Genomic DNA, 17,113 nt, shown 5'->3' on the forward strand with positions numbered 1-17,113 from the left:
GGCCCTTGGTTCCCACGGCAGCGGGAAGTCGTGCGTGCGCGTCCGGGCGCGCGGATGGGGGGCGTCGTCGTCCGGGCCGCCCGTGCGCGGCGTCGCGCCGGGCGCGCGGCCGTCCCGGCGAACCGGCGGAGTGCCGCCGTCGCCTCCGGACCGCCGATGAGGGGGTACGGGCGCATCATCGTCGATGCCCACCGAACACCTCCCCCAGATCGCCCGGCTCCGGTTTCTCCGGACGTGTGTACCTCGCCGTACCGATACCACCCGAAAAGGGCAGGAACGTCAACGTGAGACCGTCATCGGGGGTCCTCACCGGACACCGAGGGGACGTGCCTGATCTCGTCGAGCTGTTCGGGAAGCCCGGCCAGCTCGACGAGCTCGGCCTGGCACCGGGCGCACGTCTCGAGGTGGCGCTCGAACTGCTCGTGCTCCTCGTCGTCGAGGACGCCGAGAGCGTACGCGGCCACCCCGTCGTGCATCAGCCGGCTACCCCCCTGTCGTGCAACAGCTCACGGAGCGCCCGGATGCCGTAGTAGAGCCGGGACTTCACCGTGCCCGGCGGGATCCCCAGAATCTCCGCCGCCTCACTTATCGTACGGTCTCGAAGGTAGGTCTGCTCAATGACTTCGCGGTGTTCGTCGGACAGGCTGCGCAGCGCCTGCGCCACGACCATCGCCGACAGCGCCCGGTCGGAACCGTCGGGCACGGCCAGCACGTCGACGTCGGGCGGCTCGACCTCATGCGGCCGCGCGCTCTTTCTCCGACGCCCATCAATCACAATGCGGCGGGCCACTGTCAGCAGCCACGCCCAGAGGAGGCTTGGTTCCCATTGCAGTCGTGCCGAGTTACGCCAGGCCCTGACCAACGTCTCCTGCACCACGTCCTCGGCCCACTGAAGGTCGTTGCCGGTTGACTTGCGTACGTGGCGCAGCAGGGGGCCGCCGAACTCCTGGTAAAGCACCGCGATGCGACGCTCCGCCTCGGCATCCGCACTCTCGAACCTGCCGTCGAGGTGACCTAGCACGGGGCACATCTTTACACCTTCGTTATCAGGGTGGCAGCAACTCCGATAACTCCAGTCATTTCTAACTATCTCCGGGCATGAATGAACCGGGTCGGGTGAACCCGCGTACCTCGGACCATGCACAGGCTTTTGCGCGGTGAGGTGCTGTTACTCGGCGGTTTCGCGCTGGCGGCGGCGGTGACCGTCCTGCTGGTGCTGCCGTCCGGCGCCGCACCCGTGGCCGCCGACTGGGCCCAGACCTCCTCGGGACCGCTCGGCGCGGCCGACCGCGACCTGCTCGTCAAGGTGCGCCAGGCCGGGCTCTGGGAGATGCCCGCCGGCGAATGGGCGCAGGAGCGCGGCGCGTCCGCGCGGGTCAAAGAGGTCGGGAAGATCCTCATGCAGGACCACATGAAGCTCGACCTGCTGACCCGCCAGGTCGCCGGCAGGCTCGGCGTGCCCCTCCCCGACCAGCCGAACCCCGACCAGCAGCGCTGGCTGGCCCAGCTCGCCACGGAACGGGGCGCGGCCTTCGACCGCGACTTCGCGAACCTGCTGCGCGCCGCGCACGGCAAGGTCTTCACGGTCGTGGCGGCCGTACGGGCCGGGACGCGCAACGCCGAGATCAGGGAGTTCGCCCGGCAAGGAGTGAACTTCGTCATGAAGCACATGGCCCTGCTGGAGTCCACCGGCCTCGTCTCGTTCGCGGACCTCCCCGAGCCCCCGCCACCGTCCCCCCCTCCCCCGGCCGCCCTTCCAGCCGGCCCCTCCCCCGCCCACCCAGCCGCCCTTCCAGCCGGGCCCGCGGATTCACCGCCCTCCCCCGCCCGCCCGGCCGCACTGCCGGCCGGCCCCGCCGGTTCCCCTCCCTCCCCCGCCCGCCCGGCCGCGCTGCCGGCCGGGCCTGTCGATTCCAGGAGACAGACATGAGATCCAGACGCGTGACCGCCGCCGTCTCCGCCCTGGCGGTGGCGGCGGGCGGCCTGGTGTCGGCCGCCGTGATCGGCGTGGTGCCGGCCAGGGCCGACCACTGCGACCCGTCCGAGTCGCACGGCCGGCAGACCAGTCCCACCCAGGGCGCGAACGGCCGGAACGGCGACCAGCAGGACGGGAGCCGCCAGGACGGCAACGGCCGCGACGGTAACCGCCAGGCGCCAGACGGGCGGTCCCCGGGACAGGAGGACGCCGACCGCTTCGGCCCCACCGACCAGCGAGACCGCGACGGCTGGAACGGCGACCAGAACGGCCGCCAGGACGGCTCCCGGCTCGGCCGTGACGACGACACCCGGTTCGGCCGTCAGGACGACACGGGGCTCGGCCGGCAGGACGGCACGCGAAGCGACCGGCAGAACGACACCGGGCTCGACCGGCAGGACGCCACGCGAGGCGACCGGCAGGACGACGCGCAGACCGGCAGACAGAACAGCGGGCAGAACAGCGAGCGGAACGGCGGACAGGGCGACCGCGGGGACGGCGGGGCCGCGGTGCTGGACCCGGGCGCGTCCCCGGAGCCGACGCGGAGCGCGGACCCGTTCGGCCGCCGAGGCGGCAGCGGCACCCGCACCGCCACCCCCGCCCCTCCCCGCGACTCCACCCAGATCCCACCCCAGAACCCGGGCCAGGACCCGGGCCAGGACGGCGGGCAGGACCGCGGCGGGGATCCGCGGCAGGACCCGACCGGGCTGCCCACCGAGCCACCCACCGAGGGCCCCGCGCAGGAGCCGACCCAGCCCCCCGGCGGCGGCCAGAGCCCGTCGCCCGCCCCGTCTCCCACCGCGAGCGGCCAGGAGTGCGCCGACCTGGGCCCGTTCCCCCAGGACTTCGTCGACATCCGCCAGATCCCGCCCGGCCGCCTGGACCTTCCTGCGGGCAGGAGCGGGTCGCGCGGCACGTTCGTCTCCCAGTGCGGGACGAACCGCAACGGCCACAACAACCCGGACAACTTCATCGTCGCCCCCGGCGTCTCCAACGGCGCCCACCACCTGCACGACTACGTGGGCAACCTGTCCACGGACGCGTTCTCGACGGACGAGAGCCTCGCCGCGGCCGGAACCACCTGCCGCCTGAGCGACAAATCCACCTATTTCTGGCCGGTCATCCGCGACCGCCGGGTGGACGCGAACACCGGCGACACCGACGGCAACGTCGGCCGCCCCCTGCGCGCCAACGCGGTCGTGCTCCAGTTCCGTGGCAACCCCGTCTCCAAGGTGAGCGCCATGCCGCGTTTCCTGCGCCTCATCACCGGTGACGCCAAAGCGGCGACGAACGGCGGCGGCAATGCGAATGCGAAATGGAGTTGCACCCGATTTACCAATCGCATCACTAGTAACAAATATCCGCTTTGCCCGCGCGGTAGCCAGGTTCTCCGTATCCTGGATTTCCCGAGCTGCTGGGACGGCCAGAACACGGACAGCGCCAACCACCGCACCCACGTGGTCTTCCCCGGCGAGGGCGGCGCGTGTCCGCAGGGCACCAGGGCGATACCGCAACTGCGCATGATCCTCGCCTACACGGTGCCACAGGGCCGTTCCTTCGCCCTGGACGCGTTCCCCGAGCAGAAGCACAACCCTGTCACCGACCACGGCGACTTCGCCAACGTGATGCCCGACCGGCTGATGTCGTTCGTCGTCTCCTGCATCAACCAGGGCCGCCGCTGCTGACGGCACCCGCACGGGCACCCGCCTTCCGAGTCGCACCCTCACCCGACCCTGGAGGGAAACACATGCTCCACAGACGGCACCCCCGGCACGCCCCCACGACGCTGGACACCAGGAACGTCCGGCTGGGAGCGTGCGCGTCGATCACCGCCGTCCTGCTGTCGGCGCTCGCGCTGACCAGGACGGAACGGGGTCTCGCGCTCCTCGGCCGGGTCGTCAGCTTCCTCGAGTTCTACGCGGGCGTGTTCGCCCTGGTGCTGCTGACCACCACGGTCGCGCTCGGCCTGCTCACCACGGAGCGGGCCTTCCTGACGCCGGCCTGGCGGGTCAGGGCGCAGCTCGCGCACCGCGCCACCGCGGTCATCGGGATGGCCTATCTGGTCACCCACATCCTCCTCATGGTCGGACTCGGGCACGTGCCGGTGGGGGCCGTGATCGTGCCGGTGGCAGGGGCGTACGTCTTCATCGGCGTGCTCGGCCTCGGCCTGATGGCCGTCGCCCTGGTCACGGGGGTGATCAGGGGACGGTTCGCGGTCAGGGCCAAGCCGTGGACGTGGCGGGTGCTGCACTCCGCCGCGTACGCCGCCTGGCCCCTGGTCGTCGCGCACGGGCTCACCGCCGGCCGCCCGCCGGACGGCTGGGTGGCCTGGTCGTACGTCGCCTGCCTGGCCGCGGTCGCCTCGGCGCTGCTCGTCCGCGTCGTGGCCACCCTGCGCAGGCCGTCCGCCGCGCCGGAGCGGGTGCCGGCTCCCGCCGTGACCGCCCCCGCGGCCGAACCCCGCGAGCGCGTCGGCGCACCGGTGAGCCTGGCCGACGCCAGACGCAGGTTCAGGGAGGCCGGATGATCCCGCACCAGGTGCCGCGGGTGTTGCGATTGGGGCCGGCCAGGTTGACGGCCGGGCTCGACCACTGCAGGCGGCTCGACCTGCCGGCGCACAGGACGCTGCACGGCGTCCCGGTGCCGCGCGACGTCCAGGACCTGATCGCGCGCGTCGACGAGGTGGACCTGCGGGGGCGCGGCGGCGCGGCGTTCCCGTTCGGGCGCAAGCTGCGGGCCGTCGCCGAGGCTGCCGCGGCGCGCGAGAGCGTCGTGCTGGTCAACGGGGCCGAGGGTGAACCGGCCTCGTCCAAGGACAAGATGCTGCTCGTCCGCACGCCGCACCTGGTGCTGGACGGCGCCGTGCTCGCGGCCGAGGCGCTGCACGCCCGCGAGGTCGTGATCGCCACCGTCGCCGGGGAGGTGGCCGAGGCGTCCGTGTCGGCCGCGGTGGCGGAACGGCGCGCCGCGAACGTGTCGGGCGCCGCAGAGAGCCGCATCGCCATCCGGGTGGTGGGGCTGCGGGAGCGGTTCATCTCCGGCGAGGGCGGCGCGCTCGTCCGCGGCGTGAACGGCGAGGAGCCCGTGCCGCCCGGCAGGAAGCGGCGGGCCGCCGCGAGCGGCGTGGACGGCCTGCCCACCCTGCTGTCCAACACCGAGACCTTCGCCCAGCTCGCCCTGCTCGCCGAACTCGGCACCGAGCGGTACGCCGAGGTGGGCACCAGCAAGGAGCCCGGCACGGTGCTGCTCACGGTGAGCGGCGGCGCGGCGGCGGGCGCGGTCGTGGAGACGCCCAGCGGCACCCCGCTCGCGGCTGTCCTGGACCTGTGCGACGCCGACGTGGGCGAAGGCGTGCTGGTCGGCGGCTACCACGGCGCGTGGCTGACTCCGGACGCCGCCCGCTCCGCCGTCGTCTCCCGGGAAGGGATGAAGCAGGCCGGGGGCGGCCTCGGAGCGGGCATCATCGTGCCGATCGGGTCGTCCACCTGCCCGGTCGGGGAGGCGGCCAGGGTGGCGTCGTACCTGGCGGCCCAGTCGGCCGGGCAGTGCGGGCCGTGCAGGCTCGGGCTGCCTGACGTCGCGCGGGCCCTGTGCGCGCTGGCCGAGGGCACCGGCTCGATCGACGCGGTGCGGCGCTGTGTGCGGGCGGTCGAGCGGCGCGGCGCCTGCTTCCACCCGGACGGCACGGCCAAGTTCGTGCTGTCGGCGCTGGACGCGTTCGAGACCGACATCGCGCTGCACCTGGAGCACGGCTCGTGCGGGCGTCCGGTGCGCGGGGTGCTGCCGCTCCCCGAGCCGGACCCGGAGCCGGAGTACCGGCTGGAGGTGGACTGGACCCGCTGCCAGGGCCACGGGCTGTGCGCGCACCTGCTGCCGGAGTTCGTGGACCTGGACGACTACGGCTTCCCCTCGTTCAGGACGATGCCCGGCTGGATGGCCAAGGAGGCGCGGCGGGCCGTGGACATGTGCCCGGCGCTGGCGCTACGGCTCGTCCAGACCACGGGCGAGGAGCCCCGGCCCGCGGCGTCGCCGCTGCGCCTGGTCAGGGGCGGCGTCTTCCGCAGGCCGCCGTCGCTGCGCGGCCTCACCCGCCTGGAGCCACCCGCCTCCCGCGGCCAGCACGCCCGCCCGGCACCCGCCGAACCCCGCTCATCCCGCCGGTCGGGGCGGCGGGACGGCGGCTTCGGCGCGGGCGGGGAGCGGCCCGTGACGACCGGTCCCGAGCCCGCGGAGCCGTCGCCCGCGCCCCGGCCGCCGCTGCACCTGGCGCCCGCCCCGCACCTCGCCCCGGTACCGCAGCCCGCCCCGGTGCCGCAGCCCGACCCGGGACGGCACCTCGCGCCGGCGCCGCAGGCCCCGTACTCCCCCGGCCTGCCCCGCACCGGTCATCCCGGCCCCGACCTGCCCCCCGCCGGTCACCTGGCGCCCGGTCCCGATCCCGGCCGGGGCTCGTTTCCCGCTTCCGCCGGGGACGCCTTCCCGCATCTGGCGCCCGCGAGCGACTTCTCCTGGTTCGGAGGCCCCATGGGGTGATGCATTCGTGACCAACCACACCCCGGTCTCCGGCGTCTCACGTTTCGGTTCACCACGATCACGCGCATCACCAGGAGCCGAGGAGACCCCATGGACCGCCGCGACTTCCTCAGCGTCGCCGCGTTCGCGCCGCTGACGCTGTCCGCCACCGCGACGGCCACAGCGACGAGCACAGCGGCGAGCACAGCGACGGCCGGCCGGGCGTCGGCCCCACGCCGCCGCGGCCCCGACTGGGGGCGCCTGCGCGACCGGCTCTCCGGCACGCTCGTGCTGCCCGCCGACACCGGGTACGACCGCGCCCGCCGCCTGTACAACCCGGCCTACGACGGCATCAGGCCCGCCGCCGTCGCCTACTGCGCGACCCCGGCGGACGTGTCGGCGTGCCTCGGGTTCGTCAGGTCGGCCGGGGTGCCGGTCACGGCCCGCTCGGGCGGCCACTCGTACGCGGGCTGGTCCACGGGCACGGGCCTGGTGATCGACGTGTCCAGGATGAGCGCGGTCGCGTACGCGAACGGCAGGGCCACGGTGGGCGCCGGCGCCCGCCTCATCGACGTCTACGACGGGCTGGCCCGGCGCGGGGTGAGCATCCCGGCCGGCTCGTGTCCGACGGTGGGCGTGGCCGGGCTGACGCTGGGCGGCGGCATCGGCGTCGTGTCCAGGAGGTACGGCCTGACGTGCGACGCGCTGGAGTCGGTCCGGGTGGTGACGGCCGACGGCCGGGTGCTGGCCTGCGACGCCGACCGGAACGCCGACCTGTACTGGGCGTGCAGGGGCGGCGGCGGTGGCAACTTCGGCGTCGCGGTGTCGTTCACCTTCCGCGCGCACCCGACGCGCGACGTCACGGTGTTCTTCCTGCACTGGCCGTGGGCGAAGACGGGCGACGCGGTGCGCGCCTGGCAGTCGTGGGCGCCGCAGGCCCCGGACGAGCTGTGGTCGGCCCTGCACCTGACGAACGGTCCCCGCGGCATGGACGTCCAGGTGGGCGGCCTGTACCTGGGCGCGCCTGCGGCGCTCGACCGGCTGCTGGCCCCGCTGGTGTCGGCGGTCGGCGCGCCGTCGTCGCGCTACGCCAGGCAGGTGCCGTACCAGCGGGCCATGATGATCATGGCGGGCTGCTCGTCGCTGTCGCTCGCCCAGTGCAGGAACATGGGCAGGGAGACGTTCTCGGCGAAGTCGCACATGGCGTACGGGAAGCTGGGCGGCGGCGGGGTGCGGGCGCTGGTGGACGCGGTGGGCCGCAAGGGGCGGCACGCGGTGCTGCTCGACGCGCTGGGCGGCGCGGTGGCCCGGGTGGGCGGGGCCGAGACGGCGTTCCCGCACCGGGCGGCGCTGTTCAGCGTCCAGTACTACGCGGAGGGCACGTCGAGGACGTGGCTGCGGGCCACGCACGCCGCCATGGCCCCGCACTGGGGCGACCACGCGTACGTCAACTACGTCGATCCCGACCTGGCGGGCTGGCGCGGCGCCTACTACGGCGCCAACGCGGCGCGGCTGGCCAGGGTGAAGTCCGCCTACGACCCGTCGCGGCTGTTCCGGCTGCCGCAGGGGGTGTGAGCAGGCGGGTAATTCGTTCGCGCCCCGGCACGCCCGGCTGGAAGGATGCCGGGTATGCGTAACTGGCCGTTCTTCGAGCTGTCCGTCACGACTCCGCGCCTCCAGCTGCGCTTCCCCTCGCTGGAGGACCTCGACGAGCTGGCCGACCGCGCCGCCGAGGGCGTCCACGGGGAGGGTTTCATGCCGTTCCTCGTGCCCTGGAGCGAGGGCACGCCCGAGGAGCGGGCGAGGAGCACGGTGCAGTACCGCTTCCGCCAGTGGGCCGCGCTGACCCCGGAGAGCTGGACGCTGGACTTCGTGGTGGTCGTGGACGGCCGGGTCGTGGGGGCGCAGGAGGTCTCGGCGGAGCAGTTCGCGGTGACCCGCGAGGTGACGACGGGTTCCTGGCTGGGCCACCGCTTCCAGGGCCAGGGCATCGGCACGGAGATGCGCCGAGCGGTGCTCCACCTCGCCTTCGCCGGGCTGGGCGCCCGGTGGGCGGTCACCAGCGCGTTCGAGGACAACCCGGCGTCGTTGGGGGTCACGTCGAAGCTGGGCTACCGCGAGGACGGCGTCAGCGTGTTCGCTCGCAAGGGCGAGCCGGCGATCAACCGCCGCTTCCGGATGGCACGCGAGCACTGGACGGAGCCGGCGGGCATGGAGATCAAGGGCCTGGAGCCCTGCCTGCCGCTGCTCGGCCTCTGACGAACCGGCCTCCGACGGCGGGCCCGTTCATGCGCCCCGACGTGCGGGGCGCATGAACGCCGCCAGGCCCCCGGGGCCGGTCAGGGGGCGAAGTGGCGCAGCACCTCGGGGTTCGCCATGGCGTCGGGGTTGGCCGCCTCCTCCACCGGCGTGCCGAGCAGGATCTTGCGCACCGGCACCTCCAGCTTCTTGCCCGACAGGGTCCGCGGGATGCCCGGCACCGCCCTGATCTCGTCGGGGACGTGCCGGGGCGACAGCTCCTTGCGCAGCGCGGCGCACAGCTCCCGCTCCAGCTCCTCGGTCATGGTGGCGTCCTCGGCCAGCGTGACGTACAGCAGGAGGCGGCCCTCCTGCCCGAGCCGCCCCGTGTCGATCACGAGGCTGTCGGCGATGGCCTCGAACCGCTCGACCACCCGGTAGAACTCGCTGGTGCCCATGCGGACGCCGCCGCGGTTCAGCGTGGAGTCGGAGCGGCCGTAGATGACGCAGCTGCCGTCCTCGTTGATCTTGATCCAGTCGCCGTGCCGCCACACGCCCGGGTAGACGTCGAAGTAGCTCTCGAAGTACCGCTCGCCCGACGGGTCGTTCCAAAACATGACCGGCATCGACGGCATCGGCTGCGTGAGCACCAGCTCGCCCACCTCCCCGATGACCGGCTTGCCCGTCGGGTCGTACGCCTCCACCTTCGCCCCCAGCGACCGGCACGGGATGACGCCCGCCCGGATCGGGTGGAGCAGGGTGGCCCCGACGAAGCCGGTGCAGACGTCGGTGCCGCCCGAGAACGACCCGAGCGGGACGCCGGGCAGCTCCGACGCGACCCAGGCGAACCCCTCGGGCGGCAGCGGCGAGCCGGTCGAGCCGACGCCGCGCAGCCGCTCCAGCCCGGTGGGGCGCACGCCCGCCTTCATCGACGCCAGGATGTACGGCGCGCCCACCCCGAAGTACGTGACGCCCTCGGAGGCGGCGATGCGCCACAGCGCGGCGGGCGACGGGTAGCCCGCCGACCCGTCGTAGAGCACGGGGACGGCCCCGACCAGCAGCGCGCCGACGAGGTAGTTCCACATCATCCACCCGGTGGTGGTGTACCAGAAGAACACATCGCCCTCGCCGAGGTCCTGGTGGAAGGCGAGCGACTTGAGGTGTTCGAGCACGACGCCGCCGTGCCCGTGCACGATCGGCTTCGGCAGCCCGGTGGTGCCGCTGGAGTAGAGGATCCACAGCGGGTGGTCGAACGGCACCCGTTCGAAGACCAGCGGCCCCTCCTCGGCGCGCAGTCCCTCCCAGCCGATCACCTCGCCGCCGGGCAGCGCGCGGGTGTGGGTCGGCGCGGGCTCGGCCTCCTGCGGCGGGCGCCCCTCCTCGGCCGCCGCCAGGTACGGGATCCACACGGTGGCGCGCAGCGACGGCAGCGCGGCGGCGATCTCGTTGACGGCGGCGGACCTGTCGAAGCTCTTGCCGTTGTAGCGGTAGCCGTCGACGGCGATGAGCACCTTGGGCTCGATCTGCCGGAACCTGTCGACGATGCTCGCCACGCCGAAGTCGGGTGAGCCCGCCGACCAGATCGCGCCGAGGGAGGCGGTGGCGAGGAAGGCGATCAGCGCCTGCGGGATGTTCGGCAGGTAGCCGGCCACCCGGTCGCCGCGGCCCACCCCGAGCCGGACGAGGCCGGCTCTGACGCGGGCGACCTCGTCGCGCAGCTCGGCCCAGGTCAGCTCCTGGCGGGCGCCGTCCTCGGAGACGAACACCAGGGCGGTGCCCTCGGTGCGGCGCAGGGCGTTCTCGGCGTAGTTGATCGAGCCGCCCTCGAACCACCGGGCGCGCGGCATCTCCCCGGACAGCGCCGGGCCGTCACCGCGCTCCCCGAGCACGCCGAAGTAGTCCCAGATCGACGCCCAGAACTCGGCGGGGTGGTCGACCGACCACCGCCACACCTCCTCGTAGCCGGACCCCGGGCGGCCGAGCCACTCCAGGTAGCGGCTCAGCTTCGCGGCGGCGACGACCTCTTCGGTCGGTTCCCAGAGAAGCGCACCTTCAGCAACCATGTGCCCCATCCTGTCGGCCGGTCAACGGAAAGTCATACCTGACCCTCCACATAACTTGCTACCTCCGTAGGTGGTCCACCGCCATACGCGCCGCCGTGCCGATCACCGCGTCGGCCCTCGGCTGGTTCAGCGCCGCGCTGTACGAGCGGGTGAAGACGGCGACGGCGTACCGGCCGCCGTCGGGGTACTCGACCACGCCCGCCTCGCCGCGCAGCGTCGGCAGCGTCCCGGTCTTGCCGCTGACCGCGACGTCGTCGTACGGGAAGCCGGAGGCCAGCCGGTGCGGCCAGACCTGCATGCCGAGCACGCCGCGCATCCAGGCGCACGAGGCAGCCCCCGCCGCCCGGTCGTGCCAGACGAGCCCGAGCAGCGTGGCCATCTCGCGGGGCGTGCTGCGGTTGGTGCGGGCCGGGTCGAGGACGCGCAGCCGCGCCAGGTCGTCGGGGTCGAGGAACGGCCAGCCGTGCCCGGCGTCCTCCTCCATGCTCCCGAGCATCACGCGGCCGCTCATCACCACCCGGGTGACGTGCAGGCCGAACCCGTCGAGCATCCGGTTGACGGCGTCCATCCCGACCCTGGCGAGCAGCACGTCGGCGGCCGTGTTGTCGCTGACCGTGATCATCAGGTACGCCAGGTCGCGCAGCGAGATCGTGACGTCGTCGAGCATGCCGGACACGCCGGTGGGGCCGGACACCCGGTCGGCGGCGGTCACGGTCACGCGGCTCGCCGGGTCGAGCAGCCCGGCGTCGGCCTGGCGGCAGAACTCCACCAGCAGCGGCACCTTGAACATCGACGCGGTGGGCAGCGGCTCGTCGGGCCCGAGGCCGACCTCGCGGCCGGTGTCGAGGTCGCGGGCGTGGATCCAGCCGGTGACGCCGGCGGCGTGGAAGAGCGCGGCGAAGTCGGGTCGGTGCGGGCTCATGCCAGCATCCCCGGCCTGCGGCTGACCCGCCGCGTCGGCGCGGCCGCCTCGTCCGTCATCCCGGCGATCTCCTTCAGGATCCGTACGGCGAGCGCCGAGAACCCGGCGACCTCGGCCGTCGCCTGCCGCCAGGCCGTGGAGACCCGGCACGCGATCGGCGAGCCTAGCAGCGGGCGCCAGGCCAGCCCAGGCGTCTGCACGCGGGGACCGAACGCCACGGCGGCCCCCGCGAGCACCAGGCCGAGCCCGGCGCCCTCGTGCACCTGCCGCGGGACGTAGCCGTGCCTGCGGCACTCGGCCAGCGTCTCGGCGTACAGGCCGGGCTCGCCCTCCCTGGGCGGCGTGAGCAGCTCCCTCCCCGCGAGGTCGGCGAGGTGCACCTCGCCGACGGCGGCGAGCGGGTCGTCCTCGGCGAGCAGCACGCCGTACGGCTGCACGAGTGTCCGGCCGAAGCGCAGGCCCGGGGCCGAGACGGGGTGGCGCACCAGGCCGACGTCGAGGACGCCGTCGGCCAGGGCGGTGACCTGGTCGGCGGTCCAGCTCTCGGCGGGCGCGAGCCGCACGTCCGGGCTGGTCTCGCGGAAGGCCGCGACCAGGGCGGCGATCACGCTGTCGGCCAGGTCGGGCGGCACCCCCACCTTGAGCACGCCGCCCTCGCCCTGGCGCACGAGGTCGCGCAGCCGGTCGGCCCTGACGACGATCTCGCGGGCCTCGCCGACGAGCAGCCGCCCCGCCTCGGTGAGCCGGACCTGGCGGGCCGAGCGGTCGAACAGCCGCACGCCCAGCTCGTCCTCCAGGCGTTTGATGCGCTGGCTGAGGGGCGGCTGCGCCATGCCGAGGCGGATGGCGGCGTTGCCGAAGTGGAGTTCCTCCGCCACCACGATGAAGTAGCGCAGATGCCGGACGAGGTCCATGAACAGCGACTATATCGAGATTCATATCGTTATGCGGCCGATATCAGTATTGGACACCAGGCGCGGCCGTCTGGTGTCCTCTCCCGCATGGCACCACAAACGGGGACAATGTACGCACACCTTCGGCCGGAGCGTCCGCCCCGGCGACGGCGCAGGTGGCCGTGGCTGTCGGCCGTCGTCCTGGTCCCCGCCCTCGCCGCGGCCGGGGTGATCTGGGCCCTGCGCACCGAGGGCTCCCCCGAGGAGACCGCCGACGCGTACCTGTCGGCGTGGACCGCGCAGGACTACGCGGCGATGCGCGGCCTCGTCGCCGACCCGCCCGCCGACTTCGAACGCCTGCACCGGCGCTTCCGCAGCGACCTCAAGCTCACCGGCGCCACCTTCCGTCGCCCGCGGCCCCACGGCGTCCTCCCCGCGTCCGCCGCGGACGACGGCGGCGTCGTGAGCTTCGTGGCCGAGCTGACCGGCCCCCGGGACTGGACCTACAGCGGCAGGCTCAGGCTCGTCGAACGCGGCGGCGGCTGGAAGGTCGCCTGGACGCCCGCCGCCGTCCACCCGTCACTGCGCGCCGGCCGGTCCCTTCGGGTGACGACCGTCAAGCGCGACCCCGTGCCCGTCCTCGCCGCCGACGGCACCCGCATCGACACCCCCGACGCGCCCGGCTCGGTGCAGCAGCTCGTCGAAGGCGTCAGGCAGACCTACCCCGACCGCTTCGCCGCCACCACCCGCTCCTCCATCGACCTGTACGAGGGCGACCGGCGCGTCCAGACCCTCGCCCCCGCCCCCGGCGCCGAGCCGTTCCCCACCACGATCGACCTGAGGGTGCACCGCGCGGGAGCCGCCGCGCTCGACGGCGTGCGCGAACCCGCCTCCCTGGTGGCCCTGCGCGCCTCCACCGGCGAGATGCTGGCCGTGGTCAACAGGCCGGGCGGGTTCAACAGGGCGCTGCTCGGCAAGTACCCGCCGGGCTCGACGTTCAAGGTGGTGACCGCGTCCGCGCTGGTCGCCGACGGCGTCGAGCCCGACCGGCGGGTCCCCTGCCCGGCCGAGCAGAACATCGGCGGCTTCCCCTTCCACAACGCCGGCTTCAAGGACTACGGCACGCCCACCTTCAGGGACGCGTTCGCCCACTCGTGCAACACGACGTTCGGCGACCTGAGCGTGCGCAGGCTGAGCGGCGGCAGGCTCGGCCAGGTCGCCGAGAGCTTCGGCTTCGGCGCCGAGATCAAGCCGGGCGTCCCGGCGGTGCGGGCCGAGTACCCGGCGCCGAAGGACGACACCGACCTCGCCTCCGCCGCCATCGGGCAGGGCAGGGTGCTGGCGAGCCCGCTCAACATGGCGTCGGTGGCCGCCGCCATCGCCTCGGGCGCGTGGACACCGCCCAGGGTCGTCCCCGCCGACCGGGTGCCGGGCCCGCCGATCCGGCTCCGCCCGCTGGAGCCCGCGGTGGTCAAGGCCCTGCGCGACCTCATGCCGGCCGTCGTCACCGAGGGCACCGCCCACGCCGTACGCTTCCCCGCCGGCACCGCCGGCAAGACCGGCACCGCCGAGTACGGCTCCGGCGACCAGCCGCCCGCGCACTCCTGGTTCATCGGCTACCGGGGCGACCTGGCGTTCGCGGTGATCGCCGAGGGGGCCGGCGCCGGTTCGGCCGTGGCCGCGCCGATCGCGGCCCGCTTCCTGAACGCCGTCGGCGACCTCTCCTGACGCGAGGACTCCGGGCAGGGGCTCAGCCGGCCCGGCGGTCCGCCGGGGAGGTCAGGGCCGCCACGGCCGTCACCACCTGCGCCGTGTCGGACAGGTCGGACAGCACCACGTCCGCACCCGCCTCACGCAGCTCGGCGGCCGTCGAGCGGCCCGACGCCACAGCGATCATCGCCGCGCCGCCGATCCTGGCGGCCTGGACGTCGCGGGCGGAGTCGCCCACGACCACCGTGTTGGCGGAGGTGAACCGCGTGCCCAGCCGCTGCCCCGCCCGGCTCTGGGCCACCTGGAGCAGGGTCGCCTTCGGGTAGACCTCCTCGCCGTAGCCGCCCAGCTCGAAGTCCACGAACCGGTCGAGCCCGAACGCCTTGAGCTTCAGCACCGCGTTGCTCTTGATCGTGCCCGTGAGCACCGTCTGGACGACCCCGTCGAGCCTCGCCACCGAGGTGAGCGCCTCCTCCGCCCCGGGCATCACGCGGCCGTCGGCGGACAGCCGGTCCCGCCGGGCGGCGAAGGCCGAGGCCAGCGCGCCGAGGAACGCGGGCAGGTGGTCGTCCTCGGCCTGCACGCCGTTGACGAGCAGCGTCTCGAAGACCACCTCGGAGTCGGGGCGGCCCAGCGCGGGCACCAGCTTGACCAGGGGGCGGCCGGTGACGGCGCGGAACGCCTCGGCGTACGCCTCCCTGGTGACGATCGCGACGTCGACCAGCGTGAGATCGACGTTCCAGAGGACGAGGCGGTTGATGGCGGCCTCCGGTCAGGCGTGGTCGAGTGCGTCGGCGAGCCGGTCGACCACCGGCATGCCGGTGGCCTCCAGCTCCGCCCGGGTGCTCATGCCGCCCGTGTAGAGCACGGCGCGGGCGCCGACGTGCCGGGCGGCGATGCCGTCGTCGACGCTGTCGCCGATCACCAGCACCTGGGCCGGGTCGACGCCGAGCGCCTCGATGTGGGCGGCCATGTGGCTCGCCTTCTCACCGCCCGTGCCGCCCAGCAGGCCGTCGACCCTGGAGAAGTGGGTGGTGATGCCGAACGACTCGACGATCGGCACGAGGTGCGCGTGCGGCGCCATCGAGCACAGCGACTGCGTGCCGGTCCAGGAGGCGAGCGAGTGCTCGGCGTCGGCGGCCAGGCCGCACAGGGCGCTCAGCTTGTAGTAGTGCTCGTGGAAACCGTTGTCGAGCAGCTCCCACTCACCCTCGCCGAGCGGCCTGCCGAGCATGCGCTCGTAGGCGAGCCAGATGGGGCGCGTGTACACGGCGCGGAAGCCGTCGGCGTCGAGCGGGGGCAGCGCGTAGGGCTTGAAGACCTCGTTGGTGGCTCCGACCACGGCGTCGATGTCGTGGAAGAGCGTGCCGTTCCAGTCCCAGACAATGTGCTTCGTCATCTCGCCGTCCAGAGTAGACGCCCCTGGTGACGTTTCGGTGAACGACCGGGGCGCGCGCCGAGGTGATGTGCCACCTCCGCGCACGGCCCTGGCCCGGCGTCAGGCGAGCAGGTCGGGGATCTCCTGCGTGGCGTACCACATCAGCTCGTGGGCCTCGGCGCCGTCGACGGTGAACCTGGCGTCGTCGTCGCCCCCGTCGGCGGCGGGCAGCGCGGCGACGGCCGCCTCGACGTCGGCCACCGCGTCGAGGTCGTCGACGTGCACGGAGGCCACCTTCGCCAGCGCCACCGGGTCGGCCAGCCGCACCCTGGCCCGCTCGTCGAGGTCGGCGACGGCCGAGACCGCGCGGTCGGGGACGTCGGCGGCCACCACGACGCGGCGCGGCGGCGCCTCGACGCCGTCGGCGCGGTCGGCCGCCAGCATCCGCAGCGAGGCGCGGGCCGCCTCGGTGAGTGCGACGTACTCCAGTTCCTCGGTGTCTCCCGAGGCGTACCACTCGGTCAGCGCGGGGGTGACCGCGTATCCCGTCAGCGGGGCCGGGCCGAGCAGGCCCGCCTCGACCGCCCTGGCCAGGGCCGGCAGCGTACAGGGCAGATAGACGCGCATGACGTACCTTTCACGTTGTGCAAGGGCTCTATCATGCCCGGCGCAGCGTGAGGCTGAGCAGCGACTCCAGTTCGGCGATGGTCGTGTCAGGGTCGCGGTGGTGGATGCCGTTGATGCCGAGGCCGCGCGCCGCCGTGACGTTGGCCTCCATGTCGTCGATGAAGACGCACCGCTCGCCGGGCAGTCCGACCTGGTCGAGCGCGTGGAGGAAGATGGCGGGCTCCGGCTTGCGCATGCCGACCTCGCCGGAGATCACGACGGCGTCGAACACCTCGTCCCAGCCGTCGCGCGGATAGGTGTTGGACCACGAGTTGGACAGCAGGCAGGTCCTGACGCCCTGCTCGCGCAGGGCGCGCAGCATGTCGTACATCGGCTCGACCCGCTCGAACCCGGCGAACATCCGCTCCAGCAGGCCCTCGGCGGCCGGGGGCACGCCGTCCAGGGTCAGCAGCCGGGCGGCCAGCTCGCGCTCGAACGTCGCCCCGTCGATCTCGCCGCGCTCCAGCGCGTGGACGGCGTTCCTGGCCGCGCCCTCGTAGGCGTGCTCGACCAGCTCGCGCATGACCCTGCGGTAGTGGTCGCCGTCGATCCTGTCGGCCGCGATCCACTGCGCCACCGCGTCGGACAGCCCCGTGGTGAGCACACCGCCCCAGTCGATCAGCACCCCGCCGGTCACAGCCACCTCCTGCTCCGAATCCCGTTCTAGGATAGGACGCTACTCGAAACAGCCCTCCATCGCGTTATTTCCAGAAATAACCCTGTATTAAGACTGTCCGATTTGTCCGGTTAAGGTGA

16 protein-coding genes are annotated in these 17,113 nt (G+C 73.6%); 7 read left to right on the top strand and 9 right to left on the bottom strand.

What is annotated here, in order from left to right; translation table 11 throughout:
* Positions 1–293 precede the first annotated feature (293 nt).
* Together BMX74_RS30040 and BMX74_RS30045 are read right to left on the bottom strand one after the other, a co-directional pair.
* Positions 294–476, bottom strand: coding sequence for a zf-HC2 domain-containing protein (locus BMX74_RS30040; protein ID WP_055506695.1), 183 nt, complete (start codon positions 474–476; stop codon positions 294–296).
* Complete coding sequence (locus tag BMX74_RS30045; protein WP_236715013.1) at positions 476–1,030, bottom strand: sigma-70 family RNA polymerase sigma factor; 555 nt, start codon at positions 1,028–1,030, stop codon at positions 476–478. The genes BMX74_RS30040 and BMX74_RS30045 overlap by 1 nt, the downstream gene beginning before the upstream one ends.
* A gap of 108 nt (positions 1,031–1,138) precedes the next feature.
* Here BMX74_RS30045 and BMX74_RS30050 point away from each other — a divergent pair, with 108 nt between their 5' ends.
* The 6 genes from BMX74_RS30050 to BMX74_RS30075 all read left to right on the top strand — a co-directional run bounded on the left by BMX74_RS30050 (position 1,139) and on the right by BMX74_RS30075 (position 8,746).
* On the top strand, positions 1,139–1,930 hold the full coding sequence (locus BMX74_RS30050) for a DUF4142 domain-containing protein (RefSeq protein WP_063792259.1): 792 nt from the start codon (positions 1,139–1,141) through the stop codon (positions 1,928–1,930).
* Entirely contained in the window at positions 1,927–3,660 is a 1,734-nt protein-coding gene (locus tag BMX74_RS45090; RefSeq protein WP_091104032.1) for a DUF1996 domain-containing protein, read from the top strand. The genes BMX74_RS30050 and BMX74_RS45090 overlap by 4 nt, the downstream gene beginning before the upstream one ends.
* Positions 3,661–3,722: 62 nt before the next feature.
* Entirely contained in the window at positions 3,723–4,502 is a 780-nt protein-coding gene (locus BMX74_RS30060; protein ID WP_055506693.1) for a ferric reductase-like transmembrane domain-containing protein, read from the top strand.
* Positions 4,499–6,508, top strand: coding sequence for an NADH-quinone oxidoreductase subunit NuoF family protein (locus BMX74_RS30065; protein ID WP_337959864.1), 2,010 nt, complete (start codon positions 4,499–4,501; stop codon positions 6,506–6,508). The genes BMX74_RS30060 and BMX74_RS30065 overlap by 4 nt, the downstream gene beginning before the upstream one ends.
* Before the next feature lie 90 nt (positions 6,509–6,598).
* Positions 6,599–8,062, top strand: coding sequence for an FAD-binding oxidoreductase (locus BMX74_RS30070; RefSeq protein WP_091104034.1), 1,464 nt, complete (start codon positions 6,599–6,601; stop codon positions 8,060–8,062).
* A gap of 54 nt (positions 8,063–8,116) precedes the next feature.
* Positions 8,117–8,746, top strand: coding sequence for a GNAT family N-acetyltransferase (locus BMX74_RS30075; protein ID WP_055506691.1), 630 nt, complete (start codon positions 8,117–8,119; stop codon positions 8,744–8,746).
* Positions 8,747–8,826: 80 nt separating this feature from the next.
* Here BMX74_RS30075 and BMX74_RS30080 read toward each other — a convergent pair whose 3' ends face one another.
* Genes BMX74_RS30080 through BMX74_RS30090 form a run of 3 tightly spaced genes read right to left on the bottom strand, consistent with a single transcriptional unit; the run spans position 8,827 to position 12,624 of the window.
* Positions 8,827–10,788 (bottom strand): acetoacetate--CoA ligase, encoded by a 1,962-nt coding sequence (locus BMX74_RS30080; RefSeq protein ID WP_055506690.1) that lies wholly within the window; start codon positions 10,786–10,788, stop codon positions 8,827–8,829.
* A gap of 58 nt (positions 10,789–10,846) precedes the next feature.
* Entirely contained in the window at positions 10,847–11,710 is an 864-nt protein-coding gene (locus BMX74_RS30085; RefSeq protein WP_055506689.1) for a serine hydrolase, read from the bottom strand.
* Positions 11,707–12,624: a LysR family transcriptional regulator gene (locus tag BMX74_RS30090; RefSeq protein WP_055506688.1), complete on the bottom strand. Its 918-nt coding sequence runs from the start codon at positions 12,622–12,624 to the stop codon at positions 11,707–11,709. The genes BMX74_RS30085 and BMX74_RS30090 overlap by 4 nt, the downstream gene beginning before the upstream one ends.
* A 108-nt stretch (positions 12,625–12,732) precedes the next feature.
* Here BMX74_RS30090 and BMX74_RS30095 point away from each other — a divergent pair, with 108 nt between their 5' ends.
* Positions 12,733–14,331, top strand: coding sequence for a penicillin-binding transpeptidase domain-containing protein (locus BMX74_RS30095; RefSeq protein ID WP_063792258.1), 1,599 nt, complete (start codon positions 12,733–12,735; stop codon positions 14,329–14,331).
* 22 nt (positions 14,332–14,353) lie between these two features.
* On the opposite strand, the gene BMX74_RS30100 is transcribed toward BMX74_RS30095, so the two are convergent.
* The 4 genes from BMX74_RS30100 to BMX74_RS30115 all read right to left on the bottom strand — a co-directional run bounded on the left by BMX74_RS30100 (position 14,354) and on the right by BMX74_RS30115 (position 16,994).
* Positions 14,354–15,073 carry an HAD family hydrolase gene (locus BMX74_RS30100; protein WP_091104035.1) on the bottom strand — a complete coding sequence of 240 codons (720 nt, stop codon included), beginning with the start codon at positions 15,071–15,073 and terminating at the stop codon, positions 14,354–14,356.
* A gap of 12 nt (positions 15,074–15,085) precedes the next feature.
* Positions 15,086–15,712, bottom strand: a complete 627-nt coding sequence (locus tag BMX74_RS30105; protein ID WP_055506686.1) for an HAD family hydrolase — start codon at positions 15,710–15,712, stop codon at positions 15,086–15,088.
* A gap of 99 nt (positions 15,713–15,811) precedes the next feature.
* Positions 15,812–16,318, bottom strand: coding sequence for a DUF6912 family protein (locus tag BMX74_RS30110; protein WP_055506685.1), 507 nt, complete (start codon positions 16,316–16,318; stop codon positions 15,812–15,814).
* Between the two features lie 31 nt (positions 16,319–16,349).
* The gene (locus tag BMX74_RS30115) at positions 16,350–16,994 is read right to left on the bottom strand and encodes an HAD family hydrolase (protein ID WP_176573503.1); all 645 of its coding nucleotides are present in this window, start codon (positions 16,992–16,994) and stop codon (positions 16,350–16,352) included.
* Between the last annotated feature and the right edge of the window lie 119 nt (positions 16,995–17,113).

It is taken from the genome of Nonomuraea pusilla (assembly GCF_900109355.1).
Lineage (GTDB): Bacteria > Actinomycetota > Actinomycetes > Streptosporangiales > Streptosporangiaceae > Nonomuraea > Nonomuraea pusilla.

Excerpts from the sequence above, each read along its gene's own strand:
- BMX74_RS30060 (WP_055506693.1), top strand. The coding sequence starts at position 3,723 with ATGCTCCACAGACGGCACCCCCGGCACGCCCCCACGACGCTGGACACC.
- BMX74_RS30090 (WP_055506688.1), bottom strand. The coding sequence starts at position 12,624 with ATGGACCTCGTCCGGCATCTGCGCTACTTCATCGTGGTGGCGGAGGAA.
- BMX74_RS30105 (WP_055506686.1), bottom strand. The coding sequence starts at position 15,712 with ATGACGAAGCACATTGTCTGGGACTGGAACGGCACGCTCTTCCACGAC.
- BMX74_RS30110 (WP_055506685.1), bottom strand. The coding sequence starts at position 16,318 with ATGCGCGTCTATCTGCCCTGTACGCTGCCGGCCCTGGCCAGGGCGGTC.
- BMX74_RS30080 (WP_055506690.1), bottom strand. The coding sequence starts at position 10,788 with ATGGTTGCTGAAGGTGCGCTTCTCTGGGAACCGACCGAAGAGGTCGTC.
- BMX74_RS30050 (WP_063792259.1), top strand. The coding sequence starts at position 1,139 with ATGCACAGGCTTTTGCGCGGTGAGGTGCTGTTACTCGGCGGTTTCGCG.
- BMX74_RS30095 (WP_063792258.1), top strand. The coding sequence starts at position 12,733 with ATGTACGCACACCTTCGGCCGGAGCGTCCGCCCCGGCGACGGCGCAGG.
- BMX74_RS45090 (WP_091104032.1), top strand. The coding sequence starts at position 1,927 with ATGAGATCCAGACGCGTGACCGCCGCCGTCTCCGCCCTGGCGGTGGCG.
- BMX74_RS30065 (WP_337959864.1), top strand. The coding sequence starts at position 4,499 with ATGATCCCGCACCAGGTGCCGCGGGTGTTGCGATTGGGGCCGGCCAGG.
- BMX74_RS30085 (WP_055506689.1), bottom strand. The coding sequence starts at position 11,710 with ATGAGCCCGCACCGACCCGACTTCGCCGCGCTCTTCCACGCCGCCGGC.
- BMX74_RS30070 (WP_091104034.1), top strand. The coding sequence starts at position 6,599 with ATGGACCGCCGCGACTTCCTCAGCGTCGCCGCGTTCGCGCCGCTGACG.
- BMX74_RS30040 (WP_055506695.1), bottom strand. The coding sequence starts at position 476 with ATGCACGACGGGGTGGCCGCGTACGCTCTCGGCGTCCTCGACGACGAG.
- BMX74_RS30045 (WP_236715013.1), bottom strand. The coding sequence starts at position 1,030 with ATGTGCCCCGTGCTAGGTCACCTCGACGGCAGGTTCGAGAGTGCGGAT.
- BMX74_RS30075 (WP_055506691.1), top strand. The coding sequence starts at position 8,117 with ATGCGTAACTGGCCGTTCTTCGAGCTGTCCGTCACGACTCCGCGCCTC.